This window comes from Variovorax sp. CAN15 (assembly GCF_030462475.1).
In the GTDB taxonomy this organism is placed as follows: Bacteria; Pseudomonadota; Gammaproteobacteria; order Burkholderiales; family Burkholderiaceae_C; genus Variovorax.
Genome location: NZ_JASMRZ010000021.1, coordinates 40,253 through 66,545, shown reverse-complemented (window position 1 = coordinate 66,545; position 26,293 = coordinate 40,253). Strand labels below are relative to the sequence as shown.

The 26,293-nt window shown below is 68.4% G+C and carries 23 protein-coding genes; 11 read left to right on the top strand and 12 right to left on the bottom strand.

Annotated features, from left to right (window positions below; all coding sequences use genetic code 11):
* Nucleotides 1–73: 73 nt before the first annotated feature.
* From QMO14_RS15765 to QMO14_RS15755, 3 genes are all read left to right on the top strand, one after another.
* On the top strand, nucleotides 74–1,567 hold the full coding sequence (locus QMO14_RS15765; protein WP_301508218.1) for an MFS transporter: 1,494 nt from the start codon (nucleotides 74–76) through the stop codon (nucleotides 1,565–1,567).
* Between the two features lie 225 nt (nucleotides 1,568–1,792).
* On the top strand, nucleotides 1,793–2,833 hold the full coding sequence (gene mgrA / locus QMO14_RS15760; protein WP_301508216.1) for an L-glyceraldehyde 3-phosphate reductase: 1,041 nt from the start codon (nucleotides 1,793–1,795) through the stop codon (nucleotides 2,831–2,833).
* A 105-nt stretch (nucleotides 2,834–2,938) separates the two neighbouring features.
* Nucleotides 2,939–3,145 carry a hypothetical protein gene (locus tag QMO14_RS15755; RefSeq protein ID WP_301508214.1) on the top strand — a complete coding sequence of 69 codons (207 nt, stop codon included), beginning with the start codon at nucleotides 2,939–2,941 and terminating at the stop codon, nucleotides 3,143–3,145.
* 227 nt (nucleotides 3,146–3,372) lie between these two features.
* Here QMO14_RS15755 and QMO14_RS15750 read toward each other — a convergent pair whose 3' ends face one another.
* Nucleotides 3,373–5,025 carry a hypothetical protein gene (locus QMO14_RS15750; RefSeq protein WP_301508212.1) on the bottom strand — a complete coding sequence of 551 codons (1,653 nt, stop codon included), beginning with the start codon at nucleotides 5,023–5,025 and terminating at the stop codon, nucleotides 3,373–3,375.
* Nucleotides 5,026–5,306: 281 nt separating this feature from the next.
* On the opposite strand from QMO14_RS15750, the gene QMO14_RS15745 reads away from it, so the two are divergent.
* Nucleotides 5,307–6,110 carry a tetratricopeptide repeat protein gene (locus QMO14_RS15745; RefSeq protein WP_301508211.1) on the top strand — a complete coding sequence of 268 codons (804 nt, stop codon included), beginning with the start codon at nucleotides 5,307–5,309 and terminating at the stop codon, nucleotides 6,108–6,110.
* Between the two features lie 15 nt (nucleotides 6,111–6,125).
* On the opposite strand, the gene QMO14_RS15740 is transcribed toward QMO14_RS15745, so the two are convergent.
* Genes QMO14_RS15740 through QMO14_RS15730 form a run of 3 tightly spaced genes read right to left on the bottom strand, consistent with a single transcriptional unit; the run spans nucleotide 6,126 to nucleotide 11,865 of the window.
* Nucleotides 6,126–8,072, bottom strand: coding sequence for a triacylglycerol lipase (locus QMO14_RS15740; protein WP_301508210.1), 1,947 nt, complete (start codon nucleotides 8,070–8,072; stop codon nucleotides 6,126–6,128).
* Nucleotides 8,069–9,103 carry a DUF4105 domain-containing protein gene (locus QMO14_RS15735; protein ID WP_301508209.1) on the bottom strand — a complete coding sequence of 345 codons (1,035 nt, stop codon included), beginning with the start codon at nucleotides 9,101–9,103 and terminating at the stop codon, nucleotides 8,069–8,071. The genes QMO14_RS15740 and QMO14_RS15735 overlap by 4 nt, the downstream gene beginning before the upstream one ends.
* Before the next feature lie 53 nt (nucleotides 9,104–9,156).
* Nucleotides 9,157–11,865: a bifunctional acetate--CoA ligase family protein/GNAT family N-acetyltransferase gene (locus QMO14_RS15730; RefSeq protein WP_301508208.1), complete on the bottom strand. Its 2,709-nt coding sequence runs from the start codon at nucleotides 11,863–11,865 to the stop codon at nucleotides 9,157–9,159.
* Between the two features lie 101 nt (nucleotides 11,866–11,966).
* Between QMO14_RS15730 and QMO14_RS15725 the strand changes: the two genes are divergently transcribed.
* Entirely contained in the window at nucleotides 11,967–12,461 is a 495-nt protein-coding gene (locus QMO14_RS15725) for a low molecular weight phosphatase family protein (protein WP_301508206.1), read from the top strand.
* Nucleotides 12,462–12,489: 28 nt separating this feature from the next.
* Here the strand turns inward: QMO14_RS15725 and QMO14_RS15720 are convergent, their stop codons facing one another.
* Nucleotides 12,490–12,696 carry a dodecin gene (locus QMO14_RS15720; protein WP_301508205.1) on the bottom strand — a complete coding sequence of 69 codons (207 nt, stop codon included), beginning with the start codon at nucleotides 12,694–12,696 and terminating at the stop codon, nucleotides 12,490–12,492.
* A 151-nt stretch (nucleotides 12,697–12,847) separates the two neighbouring features.
* Entirely contained in the window at nucleotides 12,848–13,771 is a 924-nt protein-coding gene (locus QMO14_RS15715; RefSeq protein WP_301508203.1) for a LysR family transcriptional regulator, read from the bottom strand.
* A 72-nt stretch (nucleotides 13,772–13,843) separates the two neighbouring features.
* Here QMO14_RS15715 and QMO14_RS15710 point away from each other — a divergent pair, with 72 nt between their 5' ends.
* From QMO14_RS15710 to QMO14_RS15690, 5 genes are all read left to right on the top strand, one after another.
* Nucleotides 13,844–14,491 carry an HAD family hydrolase gene (locus QMO14_RS15710; RefSeq protein ID WP_301508202.1) on the top strand — a complete coding sequence of 216 codons (648 nt, stop codon included), beginning with the start codon at nucleotides 13,844–13,846 and terminating at the stop codon, nucleotides 14,489–14,491.
* Nucleotides 14,488–15,636, top strand: a complete 1,149-nt coding sequence (locus tag QMO14_RS15705; protein ID WP_301508201.1) for a DSD1 family PLP-dependent enzyme — start codon at nucleotides 14,488–14,490, stop codon at nucleotides 15,634–15,636. Before QMO14_RS15710 ends, QMO14_RS15705 begins: the two co-directional genes overlap by 4 nt.
* Nucleotides 15,637–15,711: 75 nt before the next feature.
* Nucleotides 15,712–16,317 carry a TetR/AcrR family transcriptional regulator gene (locus QMO14_RS15700; protein ID WP_301508200.1) on the top strand — a complete coding sequence of 202 codons (606 nt, stop codon included), beginning with the start codon at nucleotides 15,712–15,714 and terminating at the stop codon, nucleotides 16,315–16,317.
* 97 nt (nucleotides 16,318–16,414) lie between these two features.
* Complete coding sequence (locus QMO14_RS15695) at nucleotides 16,415–17,416, top strand: NADP-dependent oxidoreductase (protein ID WP_301508198.1); 1,002 nt, start codon at nucleotides 16,415–16,417, stop codon at nucleotides 17,414–17,416.
* A gap of 43 nt (nucleotides 17,417–17,459) precedes the next feature.
* On the top strand, nucleotides 17,460–18,164 hold the full coding sequence (locus tag QMO14_RS15690) for an SDR family oxidoreductase (RefSeq protein WP_301508196.1): 705 nt from the start codon (nucleotides 17,460–17,462) through the stop codon (nucleotides 18,162–18,164).
* A gap of 139 nt (nucleotides 18,165–18,303) precedes the next feature.
* Here QMO14_RS15690 and QMO14_RS15685 read toward each other — a convergent pair whose 3' ends face one another.
* Nucleotides 18,304–19,638 (bottom strand): PLP-dependent aminotransferase family protein, encoded by a 1,335-nt coding sequence (locus tag QMO14_RS15685; protein WP_301508194.1) that lies wholly within the window; start codon nucleotides 19,636–19,638, stop codon nucleotides 18,304–18,306.
* Nucleotides 19,639–19,730: 92 nt separating this feature from the next.
* Between QMO14_RS15685 and QMO14_RS15680 the strand changes: the two genes are divergently transcribed.
* A complete protein-coding gene (locus QMO14_RS15680) occupies nucleotides 19,731–20,333 on the top strand; it encodes a DJ-1/PfpI family protein (protein ID WP_301508192.1) in 603 nt (200 codons plus the stop codon).
* Here the strand turns inward: QMO14_RS15680 and QMO14_RS15675 are convergent.
* From QMO14_RS15675 to QMO14_RS15655, 5 genes are read right to left on the bottom strand one after another with little or no spacing between them, the layout of a single operon-like run.
* The gene (locus QMO14_RS15675) at nucleotides 20,311–21,789 is read right to left on the bottom strand and encodes a mannose-1-phosphate guanylyltransferase/mannose-6-phosphate isomerase (RefSeq protein ID WP_301508190.1); all 1,479 of its coding nucleotides are present in this window, start codon (nucleotides 21,787–21,789) and stop codon (nucleotides 20,311–20,313) included. The two genes, QMO14_RS15680 and QMO14_RS15675, sit on opposite strands and share 23 nt — an antisense overlap.
* Before the next feature lie 51 nt (nucleotides 21,790–21,840).
* A complete protein-coding gene (locus QMO14_RS15670; protein ID WP_301508188.1) occupies nucleotides 21,841–22,632 on the bottom strand; it encodes a response regulator transcription factor in 792 nt (263 codons plus the stop codon).
* Nucleotides 22,625–23,737, bottom strand: a complete 1,113-nt coding sequence (galE, locus tag QMO14_RS15665; RefSeq protein ID WP_301508186.1) for a UDP-glucose 4-epimerase GalE — start codon at nucleotides 23,735–23,737, stop codon at nucleotides 22,625–22,627. Before galE ends, QMO14_RS15670 begins: the two co-directional genes overlap by 8 nt.
* 32 nt (nucleotides 23,738–23,769) lie before the next feature.
* Nucleotides 23,770–25,017, bottom strand: a complete 1,248-nt coding sequence (locus tag QMO14_RS15660) for a glycosyltransferase WbuB (protein ID WP_301508185.1) — start codon at nucleotides 25,015–25,017, stop codon at nucleotides 23,770–23,772.
* The gene (locus tag QMO14_RS15655; RefSeq protein ID WP_301508184.1) at nucleotides 25,014–26,273 is read right to left on the bottom strand and encodes a polysaccharide biosynthesis protein; all 1,260 of its coding nucleotides are present in this window, start codon (nucleotides 26,271–26,273) and stop codon (nucleotides 25,014–25,016) included. Before QMO14_RS15655 ends, QMO14_RS15660 begins: the two co-directional genes overlap by 4 nt.
* Nucleotides 26,274–26,293 lie beyond the last annotated feature (20 nt).

Here is a 26,293-nt window from a genome sequence, read left to right as displayed (position 1 = left end):
CGCTTTCGGGCTCGGGTGGCCGAGAGCCCGAGCCAGCGACAGGGGCTCATGCCGTCTATAGCATGCACGGCTCATGACCTCCACGCCCCACAGAACAACAAGCCGCCCACTGGTCATCGCCTCCATCATGGCCTCCATGGCGATGGTGGCCATCGAAGCCACCATCGTCTCCACCGTGATGCCGCAGATCGCCTCCGAGCTGGGCGGGCTGCATCTCTACAGCTGGGTGTTCGCCTCCTTCCTGCTGGCACAGACCGCGATGACGGTGGTGTTCGGCAAGCTCTCCGACCTCTACGGCCGCAAGCCGATCATGTTCGTGGGCATCGCCGTCTTCGTCATCGGCTCGGTGCTTGCAGGCTTCTCTTGGTCGATGCCGGCCATGATCTGCTTCCGGCTCATACAGGGCATCGGCGCGGGCGCGATCCAGCCAGTGGCGCTCACCATCGTGGGCGACCTCTACCCGGTGCGCGAGCGCGGCAAGGTGCAGGGCTGGCTCGCGAGCGTGTGGGCGGTATCGGCGGTGCTGGGGCCGATGATCGGCGCGCTCATCGTGCAGAAGCTCTCGTGGGCGTGGATTTTCTGGGTCAACGTGCCCATCGGCCTGGCGGCCGCCGCTGGCTTCTGGCTCTTCCTGCACGAAGCGCCCACCGTGCGGCGCTCTTCCATCGACATCGTGGGCGCGGTGCTCTTCACCGTCGGCATCGCGTCGCTGATGATCGCGCTCACCGAATTCGGCGTGGGCAATTCGGGCGTGGCGCTCGCATGGGCCGGGCTCTTCGTGGTCACGCTGGTGCTCTTCATCGCGCAGGAGCGCCGCGCGGCCGACCCGATGGTGTCGCTGCGCCTGTGGGGCGGGCGCATGATCGCCGCCGTCAACGGCGCGGCCATGCTCGCCGGCATGGTGCTGATCGGCATCACCACCTTCCTGCCGATGTACGTCCAGGTGGTGCTCGAGCGCTCCTCCGTCACTGCCGGCCTCGCGCTCACGATGGTGATGCTCGGCTGGCCCATCGGCGCCACGCTGACCTCGCGCACCTTCCACCGCATCGGCCTGTGGCGCATGGTGGTGACTGGCGCGGCGCTGATCCCGGTGGGCACCTCGACCTTCGTGCTGCTGGGCGCCGGCAGCTCGCCGGTGCTGCCCGCGGTCGGCTCCTTCATCATCGGCCTGGGCATGGGCGTGATGAGCCTGAGCTCGCTCATCCTCATCCAGGAAGGCGTCGATCTCGCGCAGCGCGGCGTCGCCACCGCCTCGAACGTGTTCTCGCGCAATCTCGGCAGTGCGCTGGGCGCTGCCTTCTTCGGCGCGGTCTTCAACTTCGGGCTCACCCACGGCGACGGCCGCCCGATGTTCTCCGACGAGCAGTTGCGCATGCTGCTGCAGGGCGTGCACGGCTCCGTCGCGGGCGATTCGGCCATTCGCCTCGTGCTGGGCGAGTCGCTGCACCTCACCTTCGTGATGATGCTGGTGGTGAGCCTGGGTGTGATCGCGCTGGCCTTGCTGCTGCCGAGGGAGGGGCTGGTGGAGAGCCGCGCGGTCGCGGCAGGCGAGGCTGCTTCGAAGTAGGGCGCGTCTGTGCGCAGGCAGCGATTGCTGCCGGCGTACCCGATGGGAAAGACCGAGGGTGCATTCCTTCTTCGGCCAACGAAGAAATCCGCACATGCATATGCGGCGAGGGATAAGTGCGACAGCCACATGGGAATGCTTGCCGCGCGCAGCACGCGGGGGCATCCTCGAAGACCTATCCCGATTGCCTTTCTCCTACATCCATCGTCAGGACCAGACAAACCCATGACCTACCACGCCGACTCCAAGCGCTACGACGCCATTCCCTACCGCCGCGTCGGCCGCAGCGGACTCGTGCTGCCCGCCATCTCGCTCGGGCTCTGGCACAACTTCGGGGACACCACCTCCATCGCCACGCAGCGCCAGCTGCTGCGCACCGCCTTCGACCTGGGCATCAACCACTTCGACCTTGCCAACAACTACGGCCCGCCCTACGGCAGCGCCGAGACCAACTTCGGCCGGCTGCTGCGCGAAGACTTCAAGCCCTACCGCGACGAACTCATCATCTCCAGCAAGGCTGGCTGGGACATGTGGCCCGGCCCCTACGGCAAGGGCGGCGGTTCGCGCAAATACGTGCTCGCCAGCCTCGACCAAAGCCTGCAGCGCCTGGGCCTGGACTACGTCGACATCTTCTATTCGCACCGCTTCGACCCCGAAACGCCGCTGGAGGAAACAGCCTCCGCGCTGGCCCAGGCCGTGCAGCAGGGCAAGGCGCTGTACATCGGCATTTCTTCTTACTCCGCCGGCAAGACGCGCGAGATCGCGGCGCTGTTGCGAGAGTGGAAGGTGCCGCTCTTGATCCACCAGCCGGCCTACAACCTGTTCAACCGCTGGATCGAGAAGGACCTGCTGAACGCCACCGACGAACTCGGCGCCGGCGTCATCGCCTTCACGCCGCTGGCGCAGGGCCTGCTGACCGACAAGTACCTCAGCGGCATTCCGGCCGATGCGCGCATCAACCGGCCCGGCGGCGGCTCGCTGAAGCAGGAGCACCTGTCGGACGCCAACATCGAGCGCGCCCGCGAACTCAACAAGATCGCGCGCCGCCGCGGCCAGTCGCTGGCCCAGCTCGCGCTGACATGGACGCTGCGCGATCCGCGAGTGAGCTCGGCGCTGATCGGCGCGAGCCGGCCGGAGCAGATCGTCGACAACGTGGCGGCGCTGTCGCATGCGCCGCTGAGCACGGAGGAACTGGCCGAGATCGACAGGTACGCGGTGGAAGGCGGCGTGAACCTCTGGGAGAAGCCCTCGACGGACTTCGCCTGAGTTCGGTCTCTCATCGCGGATCGCATCAGGTAACTTGGAATCCGTCTTTGGCAAAGGCGGGTGCGCTTTGCAGAATCGGCGCAAGCATTCATCCGATTCATTGCCATGCAACTGCGCACGCATTACACCCACCACGTCTCCCCGGCAGCCCAGGCGCGCCATGTCCTGGCCCTCACCGCGAAGGCCTGGCGCATTCCGCCGGCTTCGCCGCATGCGTTGGCTCGCCGCGCGCCGCATGGCTACGTGCCGGTGCGGGCGCTTCGGCGGCTGCACGCGGCAACCATGTTGAGCCTGATGCCGCATTCGTGGTGAGCGGCGGCGCCCACCCGGCAAGCGGCAAGCGGCAAGCGGCAAGCGGATATCGATATAGGAATTCAGCGCAAGCAACTCGCGCGATGCTCCGCAAAATCCTCTTCCGAAGCATGAGGGAAGAAGGAGCAGGGGCCCCTGGAGTTGAGTTCGAGGTGAGTCGGAGTCGGATTGGTCTTTCTCAATTCGATGGACGGCTTTTTGCGGGCCTTCGGGTCCGTTTTTTTTCCTCAGCCTCGCGCCGCTGATGCACCGAGCAGGAAATCGGTGACCTCGTCCGAGAACACATAGCGCCGCCCGCCGATGAGCACGCTGTCCGGGCTCTCGGGGTCGGGCCGTGCGGTGGGCATGCCGTGTGCGACCAGAGCTTCGGCGCAGCCCAACCAGTCGCCTTCGCCTCCCGGCTCGTTGCACGAAGCCCATGAAAGGCCGCCGCAGGCGTTGTCGCCGAAGCCGTGCCGCTCTTCCCAGCTGGCGCCGTGCTCCAGAAGGAAGCGCACGAGGCCGGCGTCGCCTCGGAACACGGCCTTGTTCAGCGCCGAGGCGTCCCAGTCGCCGCCACGGGTGGCGATGGGCCAGCCAAGCCTGACCATCAGCTTCACCGCGTCGGCACAGCCTTGGGCTGCAAGTTCAGGTAGCAGGCGCAGCTGTGCTTCGGAGAGAGCGCTGACGATGCCGGGGTGCGCCGACTGGATGACGCGGGCCGCGGCTTCGTCGCCTTGTGCGCAGGCGGCGATGAAGGCTTCGTCCACGGGGATCGAGGCGGCGCCTCCGGCTTTCTGAAGGAGGCTGGCGACTTCGGGCAATCCGAAGCGCAGGGCGGCTGTGTAGGCGCTCGTGCCGTCGGATGTGGTGGCCAAGGGATCGGCGCCTGCCGCCAGGAGCGCTTCGATGTGCGCGGGCGACCTGCGACGGCGGATGGCCCACAGCAGCGGCGAACCCCAGTCGCTGGTGGGCGAGCCCATGGGCGGCTCGTTCGCGTCGCCGCCGTGCGCGAGCAGCAGGCGCAGGGTCTGCACGTCGTCGAGGTCGAGTACGCGGTAGAGCGCGTTCGTGCCCGCGACGCGTGCTCCGGCTTCGAGCAGCAGCTTTGTGCAGGCCGGGGTTTCAAGCGAGTGGTAGAGAGATTCGCCGTCGTTGGGATCGGCGCCCGCGTCCAGCAGCAGCCTGGTGAGCACGGCATCGCGGTTCTGGCCGGCGGCGCCGTAGAGCGCGGACAGGCGCTCGGTTTGGTCGGGCGCGGCAAGCGATGCCGGAGGCCAGCGGTTGCCTGCCGATTGATTCGGGTCCGCGCCTGCGTCGAGCAGCAGCTTCGCGCAGTTGCGCAGGCGTTCCTGGTAGTCCGGCAGCTGGAGCAGCCCGGAGTGGGCGACCGCGACGAGCGGTGGGAGCGAGAGAGGGCCTCCGGCGCGGTTCATCCAGCCTGTGTCGCGCTCGATGGCCTGGCGGATCGGTGCCTCGTTGCCGATGGCGCAGGCGAGGATGGGGTCGTCGCCCAACAGGCCGGGGCTTTCCTCGAGCAGGCGCAGGGCCAGGGCAGGCCGTGCGCGAGTCATGCCTCCGGCGATGTCGCCCGCATAGACGAGGCGCAGCCATTGCAGCACGGCCTTCGCCGGATCGTCCGCCTGCGAGCGGCGCGCAAGAACGAAGCCTTGCAGGTCGGCCCACGACAGGAATCCGTATTCGCGCGCGATGCACGACTGCGCGTCGTGCAGGCGCAAGCCGAGGGCCGCGATGGCGGCGTCGCTTTTGCCGGCTGCGGCCGGCAGGACTTCGCGGAAACGGGTGGTGGCGGCGGGATCGTTGCTTCGGCAGAGAGCAAGCAGCTCCTTGGCTTGCTTCTTCAGATGGCCCAGGTCGGGCCGGGCGGGCATGCGCTTCATTCGAACCTCCGTGCATCAGACGCCGTCGGCCCGCAAATCCGGCTGCACAAAAGGCGTGTGGATCGGCAAATGAAGGCAAGTGGGTTCAACCCTTCCCGCGGGCCCGGGTGCGGCTTGCACCGCGGCGGCGATGTTAGGGCATGGCCCGTGCGAAGGTCAATGAAGGCAAAGGCGCGGAACGAAAGACGAAAACGAAGAAGAGGGCCGAGCGGCTAAAGTGGCACGCTGCTGCCCGGCATCGTTGCTGTGCGCACTCAATCTCCGGATGGAAACCCGACACCATGCTGCCCAGATTCATCCAATGGCTCGCCGTACGTCTCACGGGCTCTGTGCCTCCATCCGAACCTCCGGCGAAGGGCGGCGCATCGGCGCCGACGTTGAAGAAGGGCGACGTGCTCGCCTACAAGAACGGAAACGCCTGGCGCGCCGTCTGGGTTCTGGAAGTCGATCCATGGCCCGATGGAACATCGGTCGCCCACTGCCTGAGCTACCAGCCGCTTGATCAGCGGCCCACCATTGAATCGTTGAAGCAGGCCGAAGTGTTGATATGGCATTCGCCCATCGACGCCGACGGCGTGAGCCAGGGCAGCGAACTCATCGGCAACCGTCAGCCCACGCAGGACGACCTGATCGGCTTCGCCGAGTACCTGAGGCTCACCGACTTCCCGAGATATCTGGAGCTGATGGGCCAGGACGGCCAGGAGATCGTGCGACAGGCCAATGCGCACTATCTGCGCGGGAACGAGCTTTGCGAACAGGGCCGCAAGGAAGAGGGCATCGCCGAGTACGACGCGGCCGTGGAACTCTTTCCGCTCTTCTTCGAGGCCATCGACAACCGGGCCTTCACGCGCATGGAGCTCGGCAACTTCCAGGAGGCGCTCGACGATTTCGAGCAGTCGCTGCAGGTGAACCCCGATGGAGAGGCCGCCTTCTTCTCGAAGGGCGAATGCCTCATGCGGCTGGGCGAGCTGGCGGCCGCGGAGGCCATCTTCGCTGAGGGCAAGGAGCGCTTTCCGGGGAAGAAGGCGCTCTTCGGCGAGTTCCTGGGGCGCGTGCGGGCGCAGCAGCGCTCGGGGAACAAGTAGCAAGAAGGCGGTCGCCTAGCGCGCGGCCTCGGGACGCAACTGCTCCCTGAGGATGCGCCGTATCTCCAGGATCGCCAGCGGGTTCTCCTGCACGCTGTGCGCCGAGGGAATCACCAGTTCCGAGGCCGCGCCGTCCAGGTGCGCGCTGGCGTAGGGCACGATGCCGTCGCTCGACAGCGCCTGCGCCACGCCGGGCGTGTCGTTGCCGATGATCGAGTGGAAGCGCACGCGCGGATTCATCGGCAGGCCCGACGACAGCCGCACGAAGGGATCGCGGTCGCTGAGGTTGTCGATGCTGTTGGGAATGCGCAGCGTGCCCTGGTCCTGCCGCGCTGGCGCGATGCGGATCAGCTCGCGCGAGATGTCGCCCAGCTGCCCGAGCATCGCCACCGGCAGCGTGATGAGGTTGGCCACCCAGCGCGAGATGCGGTTGTTGGCGAAGTCGGTGCCGCGATGCGGCGAGGCGATGAAGATCGCGTCGCTCACCTGTGGCAGCGGCTCGAAGCGCAGGTAGGGCGCGAGCTTTTCCTCCATTCGTTGCTGCTGCGCGCCCTGCATCGGGTAGCTGGCGAGCAGCGCGTCCCAGAGCTTGTCTTCCGACGAAGACACCATGAGCCGCGACAGCACGCCGCCCATGCTGTGGCCGATCAGCGTGATGTTGTTCGAGGCCACGGCCTTGCCCGTCGGGTCGAAGTGCGCGAGCGTCTGCGTGACGGCTTCGCGGATCGCGAAGTTGTTGATCGGCAGCGGCGCGTTGGTGGGGTAGTACACCTGCCAGATCTGGTAGCGGCGGCGCAGCGTCTCGTCGCCCAGTACCTCGTTGGCCACGTTGATCCACGCCTCGGGGCTGCTCGCCAGGCCGTGCAGCATGATGACCGTGCGGCGGTTCGGGTCGTAGGGCTGCATCAGGTAGATGCGCGGCTGCGTGAGGCCCTCGCGGCCGCCGAAGAGGCTGCGCAGCGCCTGCAGCGCGAAGTCGGAGCGCGCGAGCCACAGGCCGTAGCCGGAGGTGAAGTTGGCCGCCAGCGGCACCTCCTGTCCTGCGAGCCGCACGTTGGCCGTGCGGTACGGGTCGTAGGCGGCGATGCGCAGCGTGCGCGTGCCCAGCACCTCGCCGAGGCTGGCGCCGTCGAAGAGCAGCAGCGCGGTGACGGCGGGGAAGGGCATCTCGCGGTAGGGCGGACGAGGCTTCTGCTTCTGCGCGGGATCGACGTTCTGCCTTGGCGCCTCGTCGTCCGTGCGCTTGTTGCTCGCCGCCACCAGCTCCGCGCCGAAACCGTCGCGCCGGTAGGTGTTGCGCAGGCCGGAGAAAGTCAGCGAGGCGGCGGGAATCAGTTCGTCGGGCAAGGGCGTATCGGAAGGAAGGCGCAGGTTCGACACGTCGGTCTCTATGCGCCAGTCGCCCACCTTCGGCATCGCAGGCTGCGCGCCCGCGCGCGAACCACTGCGGCGGACTCCGTCGTACAAGCCGGTGATGGCCTGCTGAACCGCGTAGTTGTAGTAGTCGCGCACCTGCGTCTGCCGGTCTTCGAAGGCGCGGTCGCGCGGCTTGCGGGCGGTGAAGAACAGGTAGGCGTAGGCATGGCGCGCGGTCTCGAACCAGGCCTCGATGGCGGCGGCATCGGTCGCACCGCCGTCCTTCTCGGCCGCGAGCGCCACCTGCAGCCAGACTTCGGAGAGCGCCGAGAGACGCTGCTCGTCGCTCAGGCCCGAGGAGTCGGCCAGCGCGTTGCGGCAGGCCTGTCCGTCCTTGCGGCACAGGTCGGCGTCGGAGCCGATCACGCGCAGCACTTCCTGCGCGGAGGTGCTGAGGCGGCCGGTGGTGAGCACGTCGCCGCGGCGCTGCGCGAGGTAGTCGGCCGGCGAGATCGAGCCGACGGTCACGCCCGCGCAGCCGGCCAGCAGTGCGGCCGCGCAGGCGAGCGCGGGCAGCGAAGTGAAGAGACGCAGCGCGCTCTTCATTGCGCCGCCCCGGTGCCTGCAGGCGCGACGCCCGGCAGGCCCTGCCGGATCGCCCGCGAGAAATCGGCGCCCGGCGTCTTGTCCGTCGCGATGGCACGGTCCGTGATGCGGCCCGCCATGCGCAGGGCTTCCATGCTGTAGCCGGGCGCGAGGCCGCCCACGTCGAAGAGATAGTCGGGCAGGTAGCCAGAGGCCAGCAGACGCCAGTCCATCGGCAGGCCGGGCACGATGCGCCTGGCCAGCGCGTACACGATGGTGGTGCAGTTGGCGGTGAGCGTGTTGTAGAAGCTGGGCTCGCGCACCAGCGCCGCGCCTTCGCCCAGGTAGGCTAGGAAGAGCGATCGCATCTCGGGCTGCGGCAGGCTCACGCGGTACATGTAGACGTCCTCGCCGCGCACGTTGGTGCGCACGCGCAGGATGTCGTGCTCGTCGGCCGCGATCAGGCTGTTCTCGAACTGCCTGAAGAAGCCGCCGATGGACGAAAAGGCCTCGCCGCGCTCCTTGCGGATCTCGATGGAGAAGGTGACGAATCGGCCGTCGTCGAAGCCGAATGAAACCAGCGTGTGCGCGATGGCCGGGCCGCTCCAGTAGGAAAGCGACACGTCGACCGTGCGCAGGCGCTCGAGGTCGTATTGCCGCGTTTCCCAGCGCTGGGTGTAGTCGGTGTCGCTGCGCCATTCGAAGTTGCGCACGTTGTCCAGCGTGACCATGCTGCCGTCGATGCGCGAGTGCAGCTGCCGCGAGACGTCGTCGGCCCACACGCGGTTCTGCGACGGCAGGATGGTGCTCCACCAGCCCAGCAGCAACGCAAAGCCGACTGCATAGGAGAGCAGGGCGCGCGCCGCGCGCCTGCGCCACGTCAGCGCGATGGCCGCGAGGCCGAAGGCGGCCCACAGCACGCCCGCGCCGATCTTCACGGCGGCCGGCCCGGGGACCTGGTACCAGAGCGCGAGGCAGGCCCACAGCGAGGTCGAAAGCACGGTGAGCGACAGCAGGATGCGGCCGATGAGACGCAGGAGCGTTCGGATCATGAAAGGCAAAACCGGAAAAGCGGAACCGCCGAGCTTACGACGGCCACCTGTGGCTACAGCATGTAGGTCACGAGCTTGAAGTCCGGGTCCTCCGGGAAGGGCTTCACCGTGAAGCCCAGCCGGCGCACCAGCTTCAGCATGTCGGGGTTGTTGGCCAGCACCAGCCCGTCCATCTCGGCGAGGCCCTTGTCGCGGGCCACGTCGATGATGCTTTCCATCAGCCGCGAGCCGATGCCCTTGCCGCTGAACTCGTCGGCGACCACCAGCGAGAACTCGCAGCTGGTCTGGTCGGGGTTGGTCACGTAGCGCGACACGCCCACGATGCGCTCGCTCTCGAGCACGGAGCCTTCGGGCGACACGCTGCGCTCCAGGATCACCGCCACCAGCGCCATTTCGCGGTCGTAGTCGATCAGCGTGAAGCGCGACAGCATCGTCGGCGGCAGCTCGTGGAAGCGCGAGACGAAGCGGAACCAGCGGCTTTCGGGCGACAGGCCCTGCACCAGCGTCTGCAGCATCTGCGCGTCGTTGGGATGCACCGGCCGCACGATGTAGGTGCCGCCGCCCGAGCCCGCCAGCGGCCATTCGCGCCGGTAGCGCGCGGGGTACGGCATGATGGCCAGGTGCTGGTAGCCGTTGACCGCGTTGCCCACATGGGCCGCCACCGCCTGCGAACTGCTGCCGACCACGATGCGCGCATCGACCGAGATGGCGCCGTTCTCGTCCACGATGATCGGGTTGATGTCCATCTCGCGCAGCTCGGGCAGCTCGCACACCATTTCCGAGACGCGCAGCAACAGGTCTTCGAGCGCTTCCATGTCCACCGCATGGGCGCCGCGCCATTCGCCCAGCGTCTCGGCCACGCGCGAGCGCTCGATGAGCCGGCGCGCAAGAAACTGGTTGAGCGGCGGCAGCTCCATCGCGCGGTCGTTCAGGAGTTCGATCATGGTGCCGCCCGCGCCGAACACGATGACGGGGCCGAAGGGCTCGTCTGTGACCATGCCCACGTAGATCTCGCGCCCGCGCCGCGCGCGCACCATCTTCTGCACCGTCACGCCGTTGATGCGCGCCTCGGGCGCGAGGCGGGCCACGCGCTCCATCATCTCGATGTAGGTGTCGCGCGCGCCGGTGCCGTTGAGCACGTTGAGCGCCACGCCTTCCACGTCGGACTTGTGCGGGATGTCGGGCGAATCGATCTTCAGCGCCACCGGAAAACCCAGCTGCGTCGCGATCATCATCGCCTCGCTGGGGCTGCGCGCGAGCAGCGTGCGCGTGATCGGGATGTGGAAGGACGACAGCAGCGACTTCGATTCCATCTCCGTCAGCACATGGCGCCGCTCGGCCAGCACGCTCTCGATGAGGAGGCGCGCGCCCTCGATGTCGGGCTTTGCCAGTGCCGACAGCGGCGGCGGCGTCTGCTGCAGCAACTGCTGGTTCTGGTAGAAGGCCGCGATGTTGCCGAAGGCGCCCACGGCCGCCTCGGGCGTGCGGAAGCTGGGGATGGTCGCGTCGGCCAGCGCCGCGCGCGCCTTGCCCACCGACGAGTCGCCCATCCAGCAGGCCAGCAGCGGCTTGTTCATCGGCCGCGGAATGTCGGCCAGCGCCTTCGCGGTGGCGGCCGCGTCGATGCCGGCCTTCGGAGAGAAGATGGCGAGCACGCCGTCGACCTGGCTGTCGGCGGAGGCCGCGTCGATGGCGGCGCGGTAGTGCGCGGGCTGCGCCTCTTCCGACAAGTCGATCAGGTCGGCCAGCGAGGCGAGCGGGGGCAGGGCGGGCTGCAGCAGCTTCTGCGCGGGGGCCGAGAGCTTGCCGAGGTCAAGCCCGATCTCGTTGATCCAGTCGGCCGCCAGCACGCCGGGCCCGCCGCCGTTGGTGACCACGGCCAGGCGCTTGCCGACGGGGCGGTAGCGCGAGGCCAGGCACTTGGCGGCCGAGAACAGCTCGACGAACGAGCGCACGCGCACCGCGCCCGCGCGGCGCAGCGCGGCGTCGAACACGTCGTCGCTGCCCACGATGGCCGCGCTGTGCGTCTGCGCGGCCTCGTTGCCCGCCGGCTTGCGCCCGGCCTTGAGCACCACCACCGGCTTGGCATGCGAGGCCGAGCGCAGCGCGCTCATGAACCGGCGCGCGTCGGCAATGCCTTCGAGGTACACGATGATGCTGTGCGTGGCCTGGTCGTTGGCCAGGAAGTCGAGCACCTGCGGAATGTCGACCGAGGTGTGCGGGCCCAGCGACACCACGCTGGAAAAGCCCACACCGTTCTGCCGTGCCCAGTCGAGCATCGAGGCTGTGAGCGCACCCGACTGCGCCACCAGCGCGAGCGGCCCGCTGGCGGCCAGCGGGCCGGCCACGCTGGCATTGAGATGCAGCAGCGGACGCTGGAAGCCCAGCGAGTTCGGCCCCAGCAGGTGCACGCCCTCGCGACGCGCGATCTTGCGCCACTGCGTTGCCTGCTCGGCGCCGATGCCGCTCGAAAGAACCACCGCAGCCTTGCAGCCGATGCGCCCCGCGATCTCCAGTGCGGCCGCCACGTCGCCCGGCGCCAGCGCGATGAGCGCGAGGTCGGCGTGGGTCTGCGCCAGTTCTTCGAGCGTGCCCTTGGTGCGCACGTCGAGAAAGCGCAGCGTGCCGTCGAAGCGCTGGGCGCGGAAGGCCTCGCGCAGCGTGTGGCCGGCAGGCGTCTGTCCGCCCGGTCCGTCGGCATTGCCGACGAAGGCGACGATGGAGGCGGGCGCGAAAAGCGGTGTCAGGAAATGCTTGTCCATGCCCCCGAGTCTGCACCGTTCGGACGCTGCTGTGCAGCATGGCGGCAACGGCGTGCGATGGTCAGGACGGGTTCAGAGCGCTTGGCTATATTTGGGGTTCCATGCAAAAACGTATCGGCGTGATCTTCGTCTCGCGACGGAACTCATTGCGCAGCATCCTTGCCGAAGCGTGCCTCGCGCACCTGGACCCGAAGCGGTTCTCGGCCTCTTCCTGCGGTCAACCCGGGCAGGTCGCCCGCGAACTCCATCCTGCCGCCATCGCCGCGCTGAAGAGCGCGAGCATTCCCTTGCCCAACCATTCGCCGCGCAGCTGGGATGAACTCGCGCGTGCCAACGGCCAGCCCGCGGATTTCGTCATCACTCTCGACGAATCCACCGAGCCGCGGCAGCCCTCATGGCCCGGCCAGCCCGATGCGGCGCTGTGGGCCTACCCCGACGTGCTCGATGGCCGCGACCCCGACAGGAGCGCGCACGACGCGGTGCAGATGCTCTTCTCGCTGCGCCGCCGGCTGGAGCTGCTGGTGAGCCTGCCGATGCAGGGGGTGGACCGCTCGGCGGTGCGCTCGGATGTGCGGGACCTGGGCTACCTGCGCTAGCTCCAGCGATTGCGCCGGGCCGAAGGGCTCACTCCAGCGTGAACCCGATCTTCAACGTCACCTGCCAGTGCGCCACCTTGCCGTCGACCACGTGCCCGCGTGTTTCGGTGACGTTGAACCACTGGATGTTGCGCACCGTCTCGTGCGCCTTGGCGATGGCGGTCTGCACCGCGTCCTCGATGCCGGCCGGCGAGGAGCCGGTGAGTTCTAGCGTTTTGTAGACGTGGCTGGACATGGGCTGTCTCCTTCTGGGTTGATGGGCTGGATCGATTGTTGGCAAGAGGCCCGGAAAAACATCGTAGTCCCGTTGCGGGCACCCGTGTCAGTGGGCGTACCCGCCCACGAGCGGATCGCACGGGCCGTGCTCCCATGCCTTCGATGGCTCGCTACCCCTGTGCGGCACCGAAGCTCTCCGCCAGGAACTCGACGACCGCCTGCACGCGCGCCGTGCGCCCCTTGCGCGTGGGCACCAGCAGCGTGACCGGCGCGCTGTCGAACTGCCAGTCGGCCAGCACGCGCACCAGCGTGCCGCGCGCCACGGCATCGGCCGCGTCCCATTCGGAGCGCAGAACCAGGCCCAGCCCCTGTTCGGCCCACTGGCGGGCCACGCCGCCGTCGTTGGTGACGTAAGCGGGAGAGATGCGCAGCGTCTCGCGCTTGCCCTTGGCCGCCTGCGCCTTTCGGCCGGCGGGGCGCAAATGCCACAGCGTCACGTCCTCGTCGTTCTCGCGGATGCAGATGCAGTCGTGCGCCGAAATGTCGCGCGGCGCGCGGGGCATGCCGCGCTGGCGCAGGTAGCCGGGGCTGGCGCACAGCCAGCGCTCGTTGGCGCTCAGCGTGCGGGCCACCCAGGACGAATCGCGCACCGTGCCGATGTGAATCACCGCGTCGGCGTCGTGCCGGTCGGGCCACGGGGTTTCGCGCAGGTCCAGCTGCACGCCCAGCCCCGGGTGCAGCCTGGCGAAGCGGGCGAGCATCGGCGCGATATATTGGCGGCCGTAGCCGAAGGGCGCGGCGATGCGTAGCGTGCCGGTGAGGCGCTGGTCGTCGCGCCGCATCGATTCGCGCAGCCCCTCGATCTGCCCGAGCAGCGCGGCCGCCTCGCGCGCGAAGCGCTCGCCCTCGGGCGTGAGGCTCAGCTTGCGCGCGGTGCGGGTGGCCAGCGACAGGCCCAGCGCGGCCTCCAGCTTGCGCAGCCGCATCGAGAGGGCCGGCGGCGTGACGTCCAGCGCCCGCGCCGCCGCGCTCAGCGACGGCTCGCGCAGCAGGGCGGCGGCGAGCTGCATGTCCTCGATCTGGATCGTCGTCATTAACTTGTGCTTAACGATTGATGACTCAGCATTGAAGCACAAGCATGGCCTCGAAACGTACAGTCGCAGGCCATGCAACCCTCCAACGCCTATCCGCGCGCCGTGCTCTTCGACCTGCTAACCGCGCTGCTCGACTCCTGGACCGTCTGGAACGCCGCCGCCGGCTCCGAAGAAAAAGGCCGTGCTTGGCGCGCCGAGTACCTGCGGCTCACCTACGGCTGCGGCGCCTACGTGCCCTACGAACAGCTCGTGAAGGAGGCCGCCCGCAACACCGGCATGGCCGACTCCGCCCCCGACGCCCTCGAAGCGCAATGGGACACGCTGCCCGCATGGGACGGCGCGCGCGAGCTTCTGCTGGCGCTGAAGCCGCACTGCCGCCTCGCCGTGGTCACCAACTGCTCCAGGCGGCTGGGCCATCGCGCGGCGGCGAGGCTGGGCATCGACTGGGACGTGGTTGTCACATCCGAGGAGGCCGGTTTCTACAAGCCCGATCCGCGCCCGTACCGCATGGCGCTCGACCGGCTGGGCGTGAAGGCGGAAGAGGCCGCCTTCGTCGCCGGCTCGGGCTACGACATGTTCGGCACCTCGGCGGTGGGCCTGCGTACCTACTGGCACAACCGCGTCGGCCTTGCACTGCCGCAAGGAGCGCCGTCGCCCGAGCTTCAGGCGCCAACGCTCGCACCGGCGCTGCCCTGGCTGCAATCCTTCGAAATGAAATGACGAGTTCCAGAATGAACACCCTCGCCACCATCGACACGCCCGCAGCCCTCATCGAGCGCACGCGCATGCAACGCAACATCGAACGCATGCAGCAGCACATGAACGAGCTGGGCGTGCGCTTCCGCCCGCATGTGAAGACCAGCAAGTGCATCGAAGTCGCGAAGGCGCAGCGCGAGGCGGGTGCGCAGGGCATCACCGTCTCCACGCTGAAGGAAGCCGGGCAGTTCTTCGCCGAAGGGTTCACCGACATCCTCTACGCCGTCGGAATGGCGCAGCACCGGCTGCCGCATGCGCTGGAGCTGCGCCGGCGCGGCTGCGCGCTGGGCATCCTGACCGACAGCGTGGCTTCGGCCAAGGCGATCGCCGAGTTCGGCCGCGAGAATGGCGAGGCTTTCGATGTGCTGATCGAAGTCGATACCGATGGCCATCGCAGCGGCATCAAGCCCGGGGAAGACGCGCTGATCGAAGTGGGCCGCGTGCTTCATGAAGGCGGCATGCGTCTGGGCGGTGTGATGACCCATGCGGGCTCCAGCTACGAACTCGATACGCCCGAGGCGCTGAAGGCGATGGCCGAGCAGGAGCGCTCAGGCTGCGTGCGCGCGGCGCGGCGGTTGCGTGAGGCTGGCCTGCCGTGCCCGGTGGTCAGCGTGGGCTCGACACCCACGGCGTTGGCTGCGGACGCGCTCGACGGCGTGACCGAAGTGCGAGCCGGCGTGTACGTGTTCTTCGATCTCGTGATGCGCAACGTTGGCGTGTGCACGAAGGCGGATATCGCCTTGAGCGTGCTCACCACCGTGATCGGCCATCAGGCCGACAAGGGCTGGGCCATCGTCGACGCAGGCTGGATGGCGATGAGCCGCGACCGGGGTACGCAGAAGCAGAAGCGGGACTTCGGGTACGGGCAGGTCTGCGATCTCGAAGGTCGGGTGTTGGGCAGCTATGTGCTCGGCGGAGCGAACCAGGAGCACGGCATTCTTTCGCGGGAGGGCGAGCCGGACATGGATATCGTGGCGCGATTTCCCATCGGGACACGGCTGCGAATCCTGCCGAATCATGCGTGTGCGACCGGGGCGCAGTTTCCGGAGTACCACGCGCTGTCGAAAGACGGTTCGCTGCAGACCTGGGGGCGGTTCCACGGCTGGTGAACCCGGCTGAGCAGGTGCAGCCCGGTGATTGACCTTCTCCCGGGTGTGGCGATGCGCTCAACTCGGAATGGTTGTATGATGATCGTCATGCGAAACATGAAAGCCGGTGCAAGAGCTGCAGCCAAGGATGCCACCCACGAGCGCATCGTGTCCGTGGCCGCGCGTGCGATCCGTCGCAGCGGCTACGACGGCACGGGCGTCGCGGACATCATGAAAGAGGCGGGCCTGACGCATGGCGCTTTCTATGCCCATTTCGCGTCGCGGGAGGCCATGCTGGCCGAAGCGGCGGGAAGAGCCTGTGCGGAATCCGCTGCCGCCGCGGCCGAGGTCGTGGCCAACACCCCGCCGGAAAAGACGCTCGAATCCATGCTGGGCGCCTACCTCTCCAAGGAGCATCTCGAAAGCGTCGACATCGGGTGCCCTCTGGCCGCGCTGGGCTCTGAAACCTCGCGCCAGGTTCCAGAAGTGCGGCGGGTGGCTACCCGGCACGTCAAGGAAATGATCGATCTCGTCGCCCGGCAGTTGCCCGACTGGGGACAACCCGGCGCTCACGAGCGGGCGCTCGTGACGATCTCGACGATGGTGGGAGCCTTGCTGCTGGCGCGGGCAGTCGATGACCCGGCGCTGTCGGACGGCTTGCGCGAGGCCGCGCTCAGGCACCTGACCTCTCCCGGCAGCTGAGTCCTTCAAAAAGGGTTGGATGCTGCTTTTTTTTGCCTTTACATATGACGATCATCATGCCAAATAGGAAATCCACCAGCGGAGGAAAGGAACAGTCATGAAAGCATTTGTGCTGGAGCGCTACGGAAAGAAGCGCGAGCTGAAGTCGACGGAAATGCCGGAGCCGGAACTGCGCGACGACGAGGTACTGGTCGAGGTCCATGCCGCCGGCGTGAACCTGCTGGACACCAAGATCAGGGACGGGGAATTCAAGCTCATCCTGCCTTACCGCTTGCCTCTGGTCCTGGGCCACGACGTGGCCGGTGTCGTCGTCAGGGTAGGGCGGCGCGTGCAGCAATTCAGGCCGGGCGACGAGGTCTACGCGCGGCCGGATGATTTCCGCATCGGCACCTTCGCCGAATTCGTCGCGGTCAAGGAAGCATCGCTTGCGCTAAAGCCCAAGGGGGTCTCGATGGTCGAGGCGGCTTCGCTTCCCCTCGTGGGGCTGACGGCGTGGCAGGCCCTGGTCGAGAAGGCGAAGCTGAAGAAGGGGCAGAAGGTCTTCATCCAGGCTGGCTCCGGCGGCGTCGGCACCTTCGCCATCCAGCTGGCCAAGCGCCTGGGCGCGACCGTCGCCACGACGACGAGCACAGCCAACGTCGCACTTGTGAAGAGCCTCGGCGCGGATGTGGTCATCGACTACAAATCGCAGGACTTCGAGGAGCTCCTGCACGACTACGACGTGGTGCTCAACAGCCAGGACGGCAAGACCCTCGACAAGTCTCTTCGCGTGCTCAAGCGCGGCGGCAAGCTCATCTCCATTTCCGGGCCGCCGGACCCGGAGTTCGGCAAGGAAATCGCGGCCCCCGGGTTCGTGAGACTGGTCGTGCGGCTGCTGAGCGCAGGCGTCAGGCGAAAGGCGCGCGGCCGAGGCATCGGCTATTCATTCCTCTTCATGAGGGCGAATGGAGGCCAACTGCGCGAGATCACGCGGCTCGTCGACGCCGAGGCCATCCGTCCCGTGATCGACCGGGTCTTTCCATTCGAAGCCACCAACGAGGCCCTGGCCTATGTCGAGGCAGGCCGCGCGAAGGGCAAGGTCGTCATCAAGGTCAAGTGAATCCTGATCCCAACCAACAGACTGTTCTTTTCTGGAGCTCCATATGAAGATCGAAAACGCTGTCGCCCTCGTCACGGGGGCCAATCGCGGCATAGGCCTGGCTTTCGCACGCGAGTTGCTCGCCCGCGGAGCCCGCAAGGTCTACGCCGGTGCGCGCAACCCCGTCACCGTCACGCAAGCCGGCGTCGAGCCGCTGCAGCTCGACGTCAACAAGCCGGAAGACGTTGCGGCCGCGGCCGCGCTGGCGTCGGATGTCACGCTCGTGATCAACAACGCCGGTATTGCCCAGCCAGGAGGCTTTCTCGCACCGGACAGCGAAGAGGTCGCTCGACGCATCTTCGAGACCAACTTCTTCGCCGTGCTGCGCATGAGCAAGGCTTTCGCGCCGATCCTGAAGGCGAACGGCGGCGGCGCATTGCTCAACGTGCTGTCGGTCGCCTCCTGGGTGAACGGCGGAGAACTCGCGGCCTATTCGGCCAGCAAGTCTGCCGCCTGGTCGCTCACCAACGCCCTGCGCAGCGAACTGCTGGCGCAGAAGACGCAGGTGCTTGGGCTGCACATGGCCTATGTAGATACCGACCTGACCCGCGGGTTCGAGGTGCCGAAGTCCAGTCCCGAGGAGATCGTCCGGCGCGCACTCGACGGACTCGAATCGGGCCTCGACGAGGTGCTGGCCGACGACCTCACCCTGCAGGTCAAGAGCGCAATGACGGCGGCCAGGCCGGGCTACCTGCCGCAGTTGTCCTGACCCGGACTGCCCGACCGCCGGACCATCCGTTCGCCAACCAGCCTCGTCCAGGAATGCCGGCACACCCAATGCCCTGATGGCCGAGTACTGCGGCCAGCGGCGGCGGCCGGCCTGATCGTCAACCGGGGGGACTGACTGCTCAGAACGACTGCTCGCCAACCACCCGCCGCACCGTCTGCAACGCGCTGCGCAAACCATCCAGTCCGACCGAACCAAGCGCCAGCCGCAGCGCATGCGGTACATGCTTCGAAGTGGCGAAAGGCTCTGCCGTGGACACCGAAACCCCTTCACGCATCAGCGCCGCAGCGACCAGATCGGCGCGGGTTTCCTCCGGCAACGGCAGCCACGCGAAGTACGACGACGGATGCCGCACGCACCGCAACCCGTCCAGCACTTCGCCGACGATGGCCTGGCGCGCCGCCGCGTCCTGCCGTTTCTCGGCTTCGAGCCGCCCGACCGTGCCGTCCTCCAGCCACGCACAGGCGATAGCGGTCGTCACGCCCGGCGTGCACCAGGTCGTGGCCCGGATCGCGCGTTCCAGCTTCGGCACCCATGCATCGGGCGCGGCGACGAACCCCACGCGCAGCCCCGTCGCGACGTTCTTCGAGAGGCCCGAGACATACACCGTCGTCTCCGGCGCGAGCGCGGCCAGCGGCGGTGGCGGATCGCCGGCCAGAAAGGCATAGGCCGCGTCCTCGATGACGAGCAGCCCATGCCGCCGCGCGACGGCCACGAGGCGCTTGCGCCGGCTCGCGCTCATCACCCAGCCCAGCGGGTTGTGCATGGTCGGCATCACGTAGATGGCCCTTACCCGGCGCCGCGCGCACAGGCGCTCCAGCGCGTCGAGGTCGGGGCCCTGGCCGGAGGCGGTCAGGGGCGCGAGCTCCAGCCTGTGCGCCTCGGCCAGCACCTTGAAGCCGGGGTAGGTGAGGGCGTCCACCGCGACCACGTCGCCGGGTTGCAGCAGGGCCATTGCGGTCACGGCCAGTCCGTGCTGCGCGCCGTCGACGATCAGCACGTTCGATGGCTCTACCTCCAGCCCCCGCGACGCGAGATGCCGGGCGAAGCATGCGCGCTCGTGCATCCGTCCACCGTGGGGTGCGTAGCGCAGCATCGCGTCGAGTTCGCCGCCGGCCGCGAGCTGGCGCAGCGCGCCGCGCAGCAGCTCGGCCTGACCGGGCAGCGCGGGGTAGTTGAAGTTCAGGTCGACAAGGTCTGCCGGCAGCGCGCGTTGCTCGGCGCCGGGGCCCACGCGCAACGATGCTTCGCGCACGAAGGTGCCACGGCCGACCTCGCCACTGACGAGGCCCATGGCCTCCAGCTCGGCGTAGACGCGCGATGCGGTGACCAGCGCCAGCCCGTGGCGTTCGGCCAGCTTGCGGTGCGTGGGCAGGCGGGTGCCGGGTGGCAGGCTGCCGACGCGGATCTCGGCGGCGAGTTCGTCGACCAGTTGCTTGTAGCGGGCTTCTGCCATCGTCGGCTCGATGTATCCATGACAATTCTTTGATTGTATTGATCGTCTCTCCTACGATGGACCTTGTCCCATCCCCCCACGAGCGCAACGCCATGCACATCGCCATCCTCACCTTCGACGGCTTCAACGAACTCGACTCGCTCATCGCGCTGGGCGTGCTCAACCGCATCAAGAAGCCCGACTGGCGCGTGAGCATCTGCTGCCCCACACCGGAAGTCACGTCGATGAACGGCGTGACGATCCGCGCGCAGTCGCTGCTGGAAGACGCTCGCTCGGCCGACGCGGTGGTCGTCGGCAGCGGAGTGAAGACGCGGGAGGTGGTTGCCAGCCCGGAACTGATGGGTCGCCTGTCGCTCGACCCGGCACGGCAGCTGATCGCGGCGCAATGCTCCGGCACGCTCGTCCTGGCCAGGCTCGGCCTCGTCGAGGGCGTTCCGGCCTGCACCGACCTGACGACCAAACCCTGGGTGCAGGAAGCGGGCGTGGAAGTGCTGAACCAGCCCTTCTTCGCGCGCGGCAACGTTGCCACTGCGGGCGGTTGCTTCGCCTCGCCGTATCTGGCCGGCTGGGTCATCGCGCGCACCGAGGGCATCGAGGCCGCGGCGGCGGCGCTGCACTACGTGGCGCCCGTGGGCGAGAAGGAAGCCTACGTCGCCAACGCGCTGACGAACATCACGCCGTATCTGCCGCGATGAGGTCCGCCGGCGCAGAAGCTGTCGCCGCAGCGGCTTCTGGCTGCGGTGCGCAGCGCCCGTAGGTGTCATCGAAGCGCACGATGTCGTCTTCGCCGAGGTAGCCGCCGGTCTGTACCTCGATCACTTCGAGCACCGTCTTGCCGGGGTTCTCCAGCCGGTGGACCGCGCCCGAAGGCAGGTAGATCGACTCGTTCTCGTGCACCAGCCTGACCTTGCCGTCGCAGGTGGCGCGCGCCGTACCCTTCACCACAACCCAGTGTTCCGATCGGTGGTGGTGCATCTGCAGCGACAGCCGGGCGCCGGGCTTCACCGTCAGGCGCTTGACCTGGAAGCGTTCGCCCAGGTCGATGCTGTCGTAGGCGCCCCATGGACGCACCACGCGGCGGTGCTCGGTGGCCTCGGCGCAGCCTTCCAGCGAGAGCTTGCGCACCACGTCCGCCACCTGCTCGGCGCAGCCCGCGCTGGCCACGAGCACGGCATCGGGCGTGTCCACGATGATGAGGTCCTGCGTGCCCAGCGCCACCACCGGCCGGTGCGGCGCGTGCACGAAGGTGTTGCGCGAGTTCAGCGCGCTGGCCTTGCCGCTGAGACGGTTGCCGGCATCGTCGGCGGGGTGCAGGCTGGCGACGGCGTTCCAGCTGCCCACGTCGCTCCACAGGCCCTCGAACTTCACGACCGCGATCTGCCGATGCTTCTCGAGCACCGCGTAGTCGATGCTTTCGGCGCGGCATTGCTCGAAGGCGGCGCGGTCCAGCCGCAGGAAGCTGCCGTCGCGTGCCGCGTTGGAGGCAGCGTTCGCGCAGGCCTGCAGGATGTCGCCCGCATGCTCGCGAAGCGCGGCGATCAGCGTGCGCGCCTGCACGAGGAAGATGCCCGCGTTCCAGCTGTAGCCGCCCTGCAGGATCAGCATCTCGGCCACCGCCGCGCTCGGCTTCTCGACGAAGCGCGCCACGGCCTGGCTGTGCCCGTCGGGCAACGCCTCGCCCGCCTCGATGTAGCCGTAGGCCGTGCTCGGGAAGCTGGGCACCACGCCGAAGGTGACGATGTTGCCGGCCAGCGCGGCATCGATGCCCGTGCGCACGGTGCGCTCGAACAGCGCGATGTCGGGGATGTGATGGTCGGAGGGGGCGAACAGCAGCAGGTCGCCGGGCTCGGCCATCAAAGCGGCGGCAGCCATCGCGGCCGCGGTGTTGCGCGCCACCGGCTCCAGGATCTGCCGTCCCGTGACCCGGGCGTTCTCCACCGTTTCCTTCACCAGGAAGCGGTGGTCTTCCGACGTCACGCAGGTGATGTCCGGGTTCAGCAGCGCCAGCCGCTCCAGCGTGAGCTGCAGCAGGCTCTTGCCGCCGACCAGCGGCGCGAACTGCTTGGGCAAGGCCTTGCGCGACAGCGGCCACAGCCGGGTGCCGCTGCCGCCGCACAGGACCACGGGATGGATGGGAAGAGCGGTATTCATGATCGGTCGCCAGCGTGAAGGATATGGTTGGTGGATGGAGGGCCGTCCGGCTCAGATCAGCCCGGAATACGCCGCGTAGCTCACGGCCTGCGCGCGCGAATGGACGTGCAGCTTCTTGTAGATGTTCTTGATGTGGGCGTTGACGGTCTGCCCCGAGATGCCCAGCCTGTTCCCGATCTCCTCCGTGACGTGTCCGCGCGCGACGAAGCGCAGAACCTCGCACTCGCGCGCCGTCAGCGTCGTCTCGCGGGGCAGGGGCTGCGCAGCCGGCGGCAGCGCGCCCATCGGCCGCTGGCTCAAGCGGGAGAGCAACCTGCGTGCCAGCCGCGGCGTGATCGCCGCGCCGCCGTTGACCACTTGCAGCACCGCCTGGGCGAAGCTCTGCAGCCAGGCGTCTTTCAGCAGGTAGCCGGTGGCGCCAAGCTCGAAGGCGTGCAGCACGTGCGCCTCGTCCTCCAGCACGGTGATCACGATGATCTCGGCGGTGCGGCGAAGCGCGCGCGCCTCCTGGATCAGGTCGAAGCCGGAACCGTCGCCCAGGCGCAGGTCGACCATCAGCACGTCGAACTCGTGCGTGGCCACCAGCCGCCTGMCGTCGCGCAGGCTGCCGGCCTGGCCTTCGAGCTGTATGCGCAGGTCCGACAGCAGTTCCTGCGCGATCACGCGGCGCATGAACTCGTCGTCGTCCACGAGCAGCACGCGCACGGGCGAGTCTTCCTGCCCGGTCAGGAAGCCGGGCCACAGCGGCGTTGCGGGCGTGCAGATTCCCGTTGGGTAGCCCGATCGACCGGCGCCCGATTCGATAGCCTGTTCGGCGGCTGGGGGTGAAGCGTTTTCAGACATGGGTATGCCCCCGGTTGGAGTGGATGTCGGTGCCTGTGTTGTTGTTCTGGAAAAGCATGGCGCCGGGGAGCAGGGCCGGCACCGGGTCGTCGAAGCCGTGCGGGTTGGCGCACTGCCAGCGCCAGCTGTCGGCGCACATCTGGTCGAGATCGCGGCGCGCGCGCCAGCCGAGCGTGCGCCAGGCGCCGCGCGCGTCGGCCCAGTAGGCCGGTGCATCGCCGGGACGGCGCGGCCCGATGCGCAGCGCGATGCGCCGGCCGCTGGCGCGCTCGAAGGCCGAGACCACCTCCAGCACCGAAGCGCCGTGGCCGGTGCCGAGGTTGGTCATCAGCATGCCCGGCCTGCGCGACGCGCGGTGCAGGGCCGCCACGTGGCCCTCTGCCACGTCCATCACGTGCACGTAGTCGCGCACGCCGGTGCCGTCGGCGGTGCCGTAGTCGGCGCCATGCACCATCAGGCAGTCGCGCTCGCCAGCCGCGACCTGCGCGATGTATGGCATCAGGTTGTTGGGCGGGCCGTTGGGAAGTTCGCCGAGCAGGCCGCTCTCGTGCGCGCCCACGGGGTTGAAGTAGCGCAGGCAGACGATGCCCCAGTGCGGGTCGGCTCGCGAGAGGTCGGCCAGCATGCTTTCCACCATCGATTTGGTGCGGCCATAGGGATTGAGGGGGCCGTGCGGGGCGGCCTCGGCGATGGGCGAGGGCTGCGAGTCGCCGTACACCGTGGCGGAGGACGAGAACACCAGCGTGCGCACCCCCGCACGGGCCATGGCCCGCGCCAGCGCGAGGCTGCCGGCCAGGTTGACGTCGTAGTAGCCCAGCGGATCGGCCATCGATTCGCCGACCGCCTTCAGGCCCGCCAGGTGCACCACGGCGCGAACGTCGTGCGCCGCGAAGGTGCGGTCCAGTGCAGCCGCATCGCGCACGTCGGCGCGCACCAGCACGGGCTCGACGCCGGTGATGCACGCCACCCGTTTCAGCGAGCGAGCGTCGCTGTTGACCAGCGTGTCCAGCACCACCGGCTGGAAGCCCGCTTCGATCAGCGCCACGCAGGTGTGGCTGCCGATGAAGCCCGCGCCGCCTGTCACGAGGATCCTGGGTGCGGGCATGGTCGTGCTCCTTGGGTCGGCCGGTCGTCGCGTCAGGCGGTGACGCAGCGCTGCAGTTCCTCTTCGAGGCGCTGCAGGATCACGTTGCGGTCGAGCTCCGCCTCGGCGAAGCGCCGGCCGATCGACCCCATCAGCTCGCGCGTGGCGGGCGACATCGAAAGCTGCTCGATGGCGTCGGCCAGCGCGGCGGCATCGCCGGGCTCGACCACGACGCCGCGGCCCCACACCGCTTCGCTGAGCGCGGTGCCGGCGTGCGCGGTCACGATCACCGCGCGGCCGCTGGCGAGCATGCCGCCCAGCTTCGAAGGCATGACCAGGTCGGCGGCGTCGGCGCGCTGGGGCAGCACGTGGAGATCAGCCATGCCCAGCAGCTCGTTGAAGCGCTCGGTGGGTTGCAGGTCCAGAAAGTGCACGTTGACCAGCCGCACGCAGGCGTCCATCAGCGACGAGCGGCTGGGTCCGTTGCCGCAGAACACGAAATGGATGTTGTGCGAGCACACCAGCAGCCGCGCAGCCTCGGCCAGCAGCTCGATGCCCTGCTTGCTGCCGAGGCTGCCGGCATAGAGCACCACCACGGCGTCGGCCGGAATGCCCAGCTCGGCGCGGTAGCCCAGCGGCGAGGCCCCCGAGGCCAGCGAGGGCCGCTCGACGGGCCGGATGGCTTCCACGTCGACCCAGTTCGGAAACAGCACCAGCCGGGATTCGTCCACGCCTTTCTCCATGGCCCTGGAGCGCATAGCGGTGGAAATGGTCGAGACCCGGTCGAACCTGCGCATCAGCCAGCGCTCGGCCGCGAGCGCGAAGCGCTTCACACGCTCGCCGCGCAGCCAGCCCAGGCCGAAGGCGGCGTCGACCTCGTAGTCCTGGATGTGCAGCCACGACCGGGCGCCCAGCAGCTTGGCCAGGCACAGCGCGGCCGGCGCGCAGGACACGGGCGGCTCCACCACGAACACGACGTCGGGCCGCCAGAACAGTTGCGCCAGCAGCAGCGGAATGCTCGACAGCGTGAACGACAGCAGGTGCCCGATGCGCCCGAGCGCCCGTGGCTGCTTCGGCACCCAGGTGGGCGCGCGCCAGACCGTCACGCCGTTCCACACCGACTTGCGGTACATCCAGGCCGAGTAGCCCTCGAACACCGACCATTGCGGAAAGAAGGGTGGCGACGCGATCACCCGCACCTCGTGCCCGCGCGCCTGCAGCCACTCGGCCATCTCGCCCGAGTACTTGCCGATGCCGGCCAGCTCGGGCGCGAAGTTCATCGAGTAGACGAGGATCTTCACGAGGCCCGCCTCCGCGCCAGCAGGCGCACGATGGGAAAGAAGCCGAAGTGCAGGCGCATGCGCGTCTCGTACAGCGCGAGATCGCTCAGGCAGGCGAGGAAGAACACGTAGTGCGGCTTGTCCGGAAAGAGCGCCACCACCGCCGCGTACGACGCCAGCCGCAGCGCCACCTCCAGCAGCGCCCAGCGGCCGAGCGAGCCCATCGAGGTTTTCAGCGAAAGCACCATCTCGTGGTGGATCGTGTAGGTGCGCAGCAGGAAGTAGGGCGCGATGCACTGGAAGATGGAGCGCGCCTCGTTGCCCAGCTTCAAAAGCGGCGCCGCGACCGAGATGAGCACGGCCAGCCCGACGAAGAGCAGGCAGCCCAGCAGGAAGGAATGCCGCGCGAGCCGCAGCTTGGCCGCCGTGAAGTTGCCGGCGTCGGTCTCCAGCATGGCGGGCGTCTTCGTGACCAGGAAGGCCTGCACGAACTGCGAGGGCGCCTCGGCCAGCAGGAAGGCGATCTTGAAGGCGCCCACGTAGCTCAGGGGCATGAAGTACGCCACGATGAGCAGGTCCGACTTGCGCAGCAGGAACATGAGCAGCGAATACACCGTCGCCCCGGCCTGCGAGGCCAGCCCCAGCGCCGCGCGTCCCGCCGGCGGCGCCGCACCGTTGGCCGGCAGGCCAACGGCCAGGCACACCACCACGACCGCGATCAGGTTGATGAGCAGCAGATGCGCCACGCCCAGGTCGAAATGCACGGCCGCGCAGATGCCCACGCCCGCGACCAGCACGGTCGAGCGGATGCCGGCCTCCAGGTTCAGCAGCCCCGCGCGGCCCAGGCCCCGGCTGAAGGAAAGCCGCAGGCTGTTGAAGGCGAACACCGCCAGCGTGGCCGCGAGGATGGCGAAGGGCGCGTCGCCCACGGGCAGGCGCTGCAGCGTGAGGATCACGATGGCCAGCATCGTCGCCAGCGGCATGCCGATGGCCAGCGTGCGCACCACGTCGCCGCGCGTCACGCCCGGCGGCACCGAGGCCGCGTTGCGCGAGAACAGCAGCGAGCTGCCCAGCGTGGCCACCACCAGCGCCACTTCCAGCACCGACTGGTAGACCGAGTACTCGCCGAAGCGGGCGGGCGGAACGCTTGCCGCCATCAGGAAGATGGCGAGGAAGCCCGACAGGTACACATAGAGCCGCGATGCGAGCGCGCCCAGCCCCGACAGCCATGCCGTTCGCGCACCGGGCAGCGGGAGTGGCAGGCTGAAGTGCTTCATGGCGTCGACTCGCTGCGAGT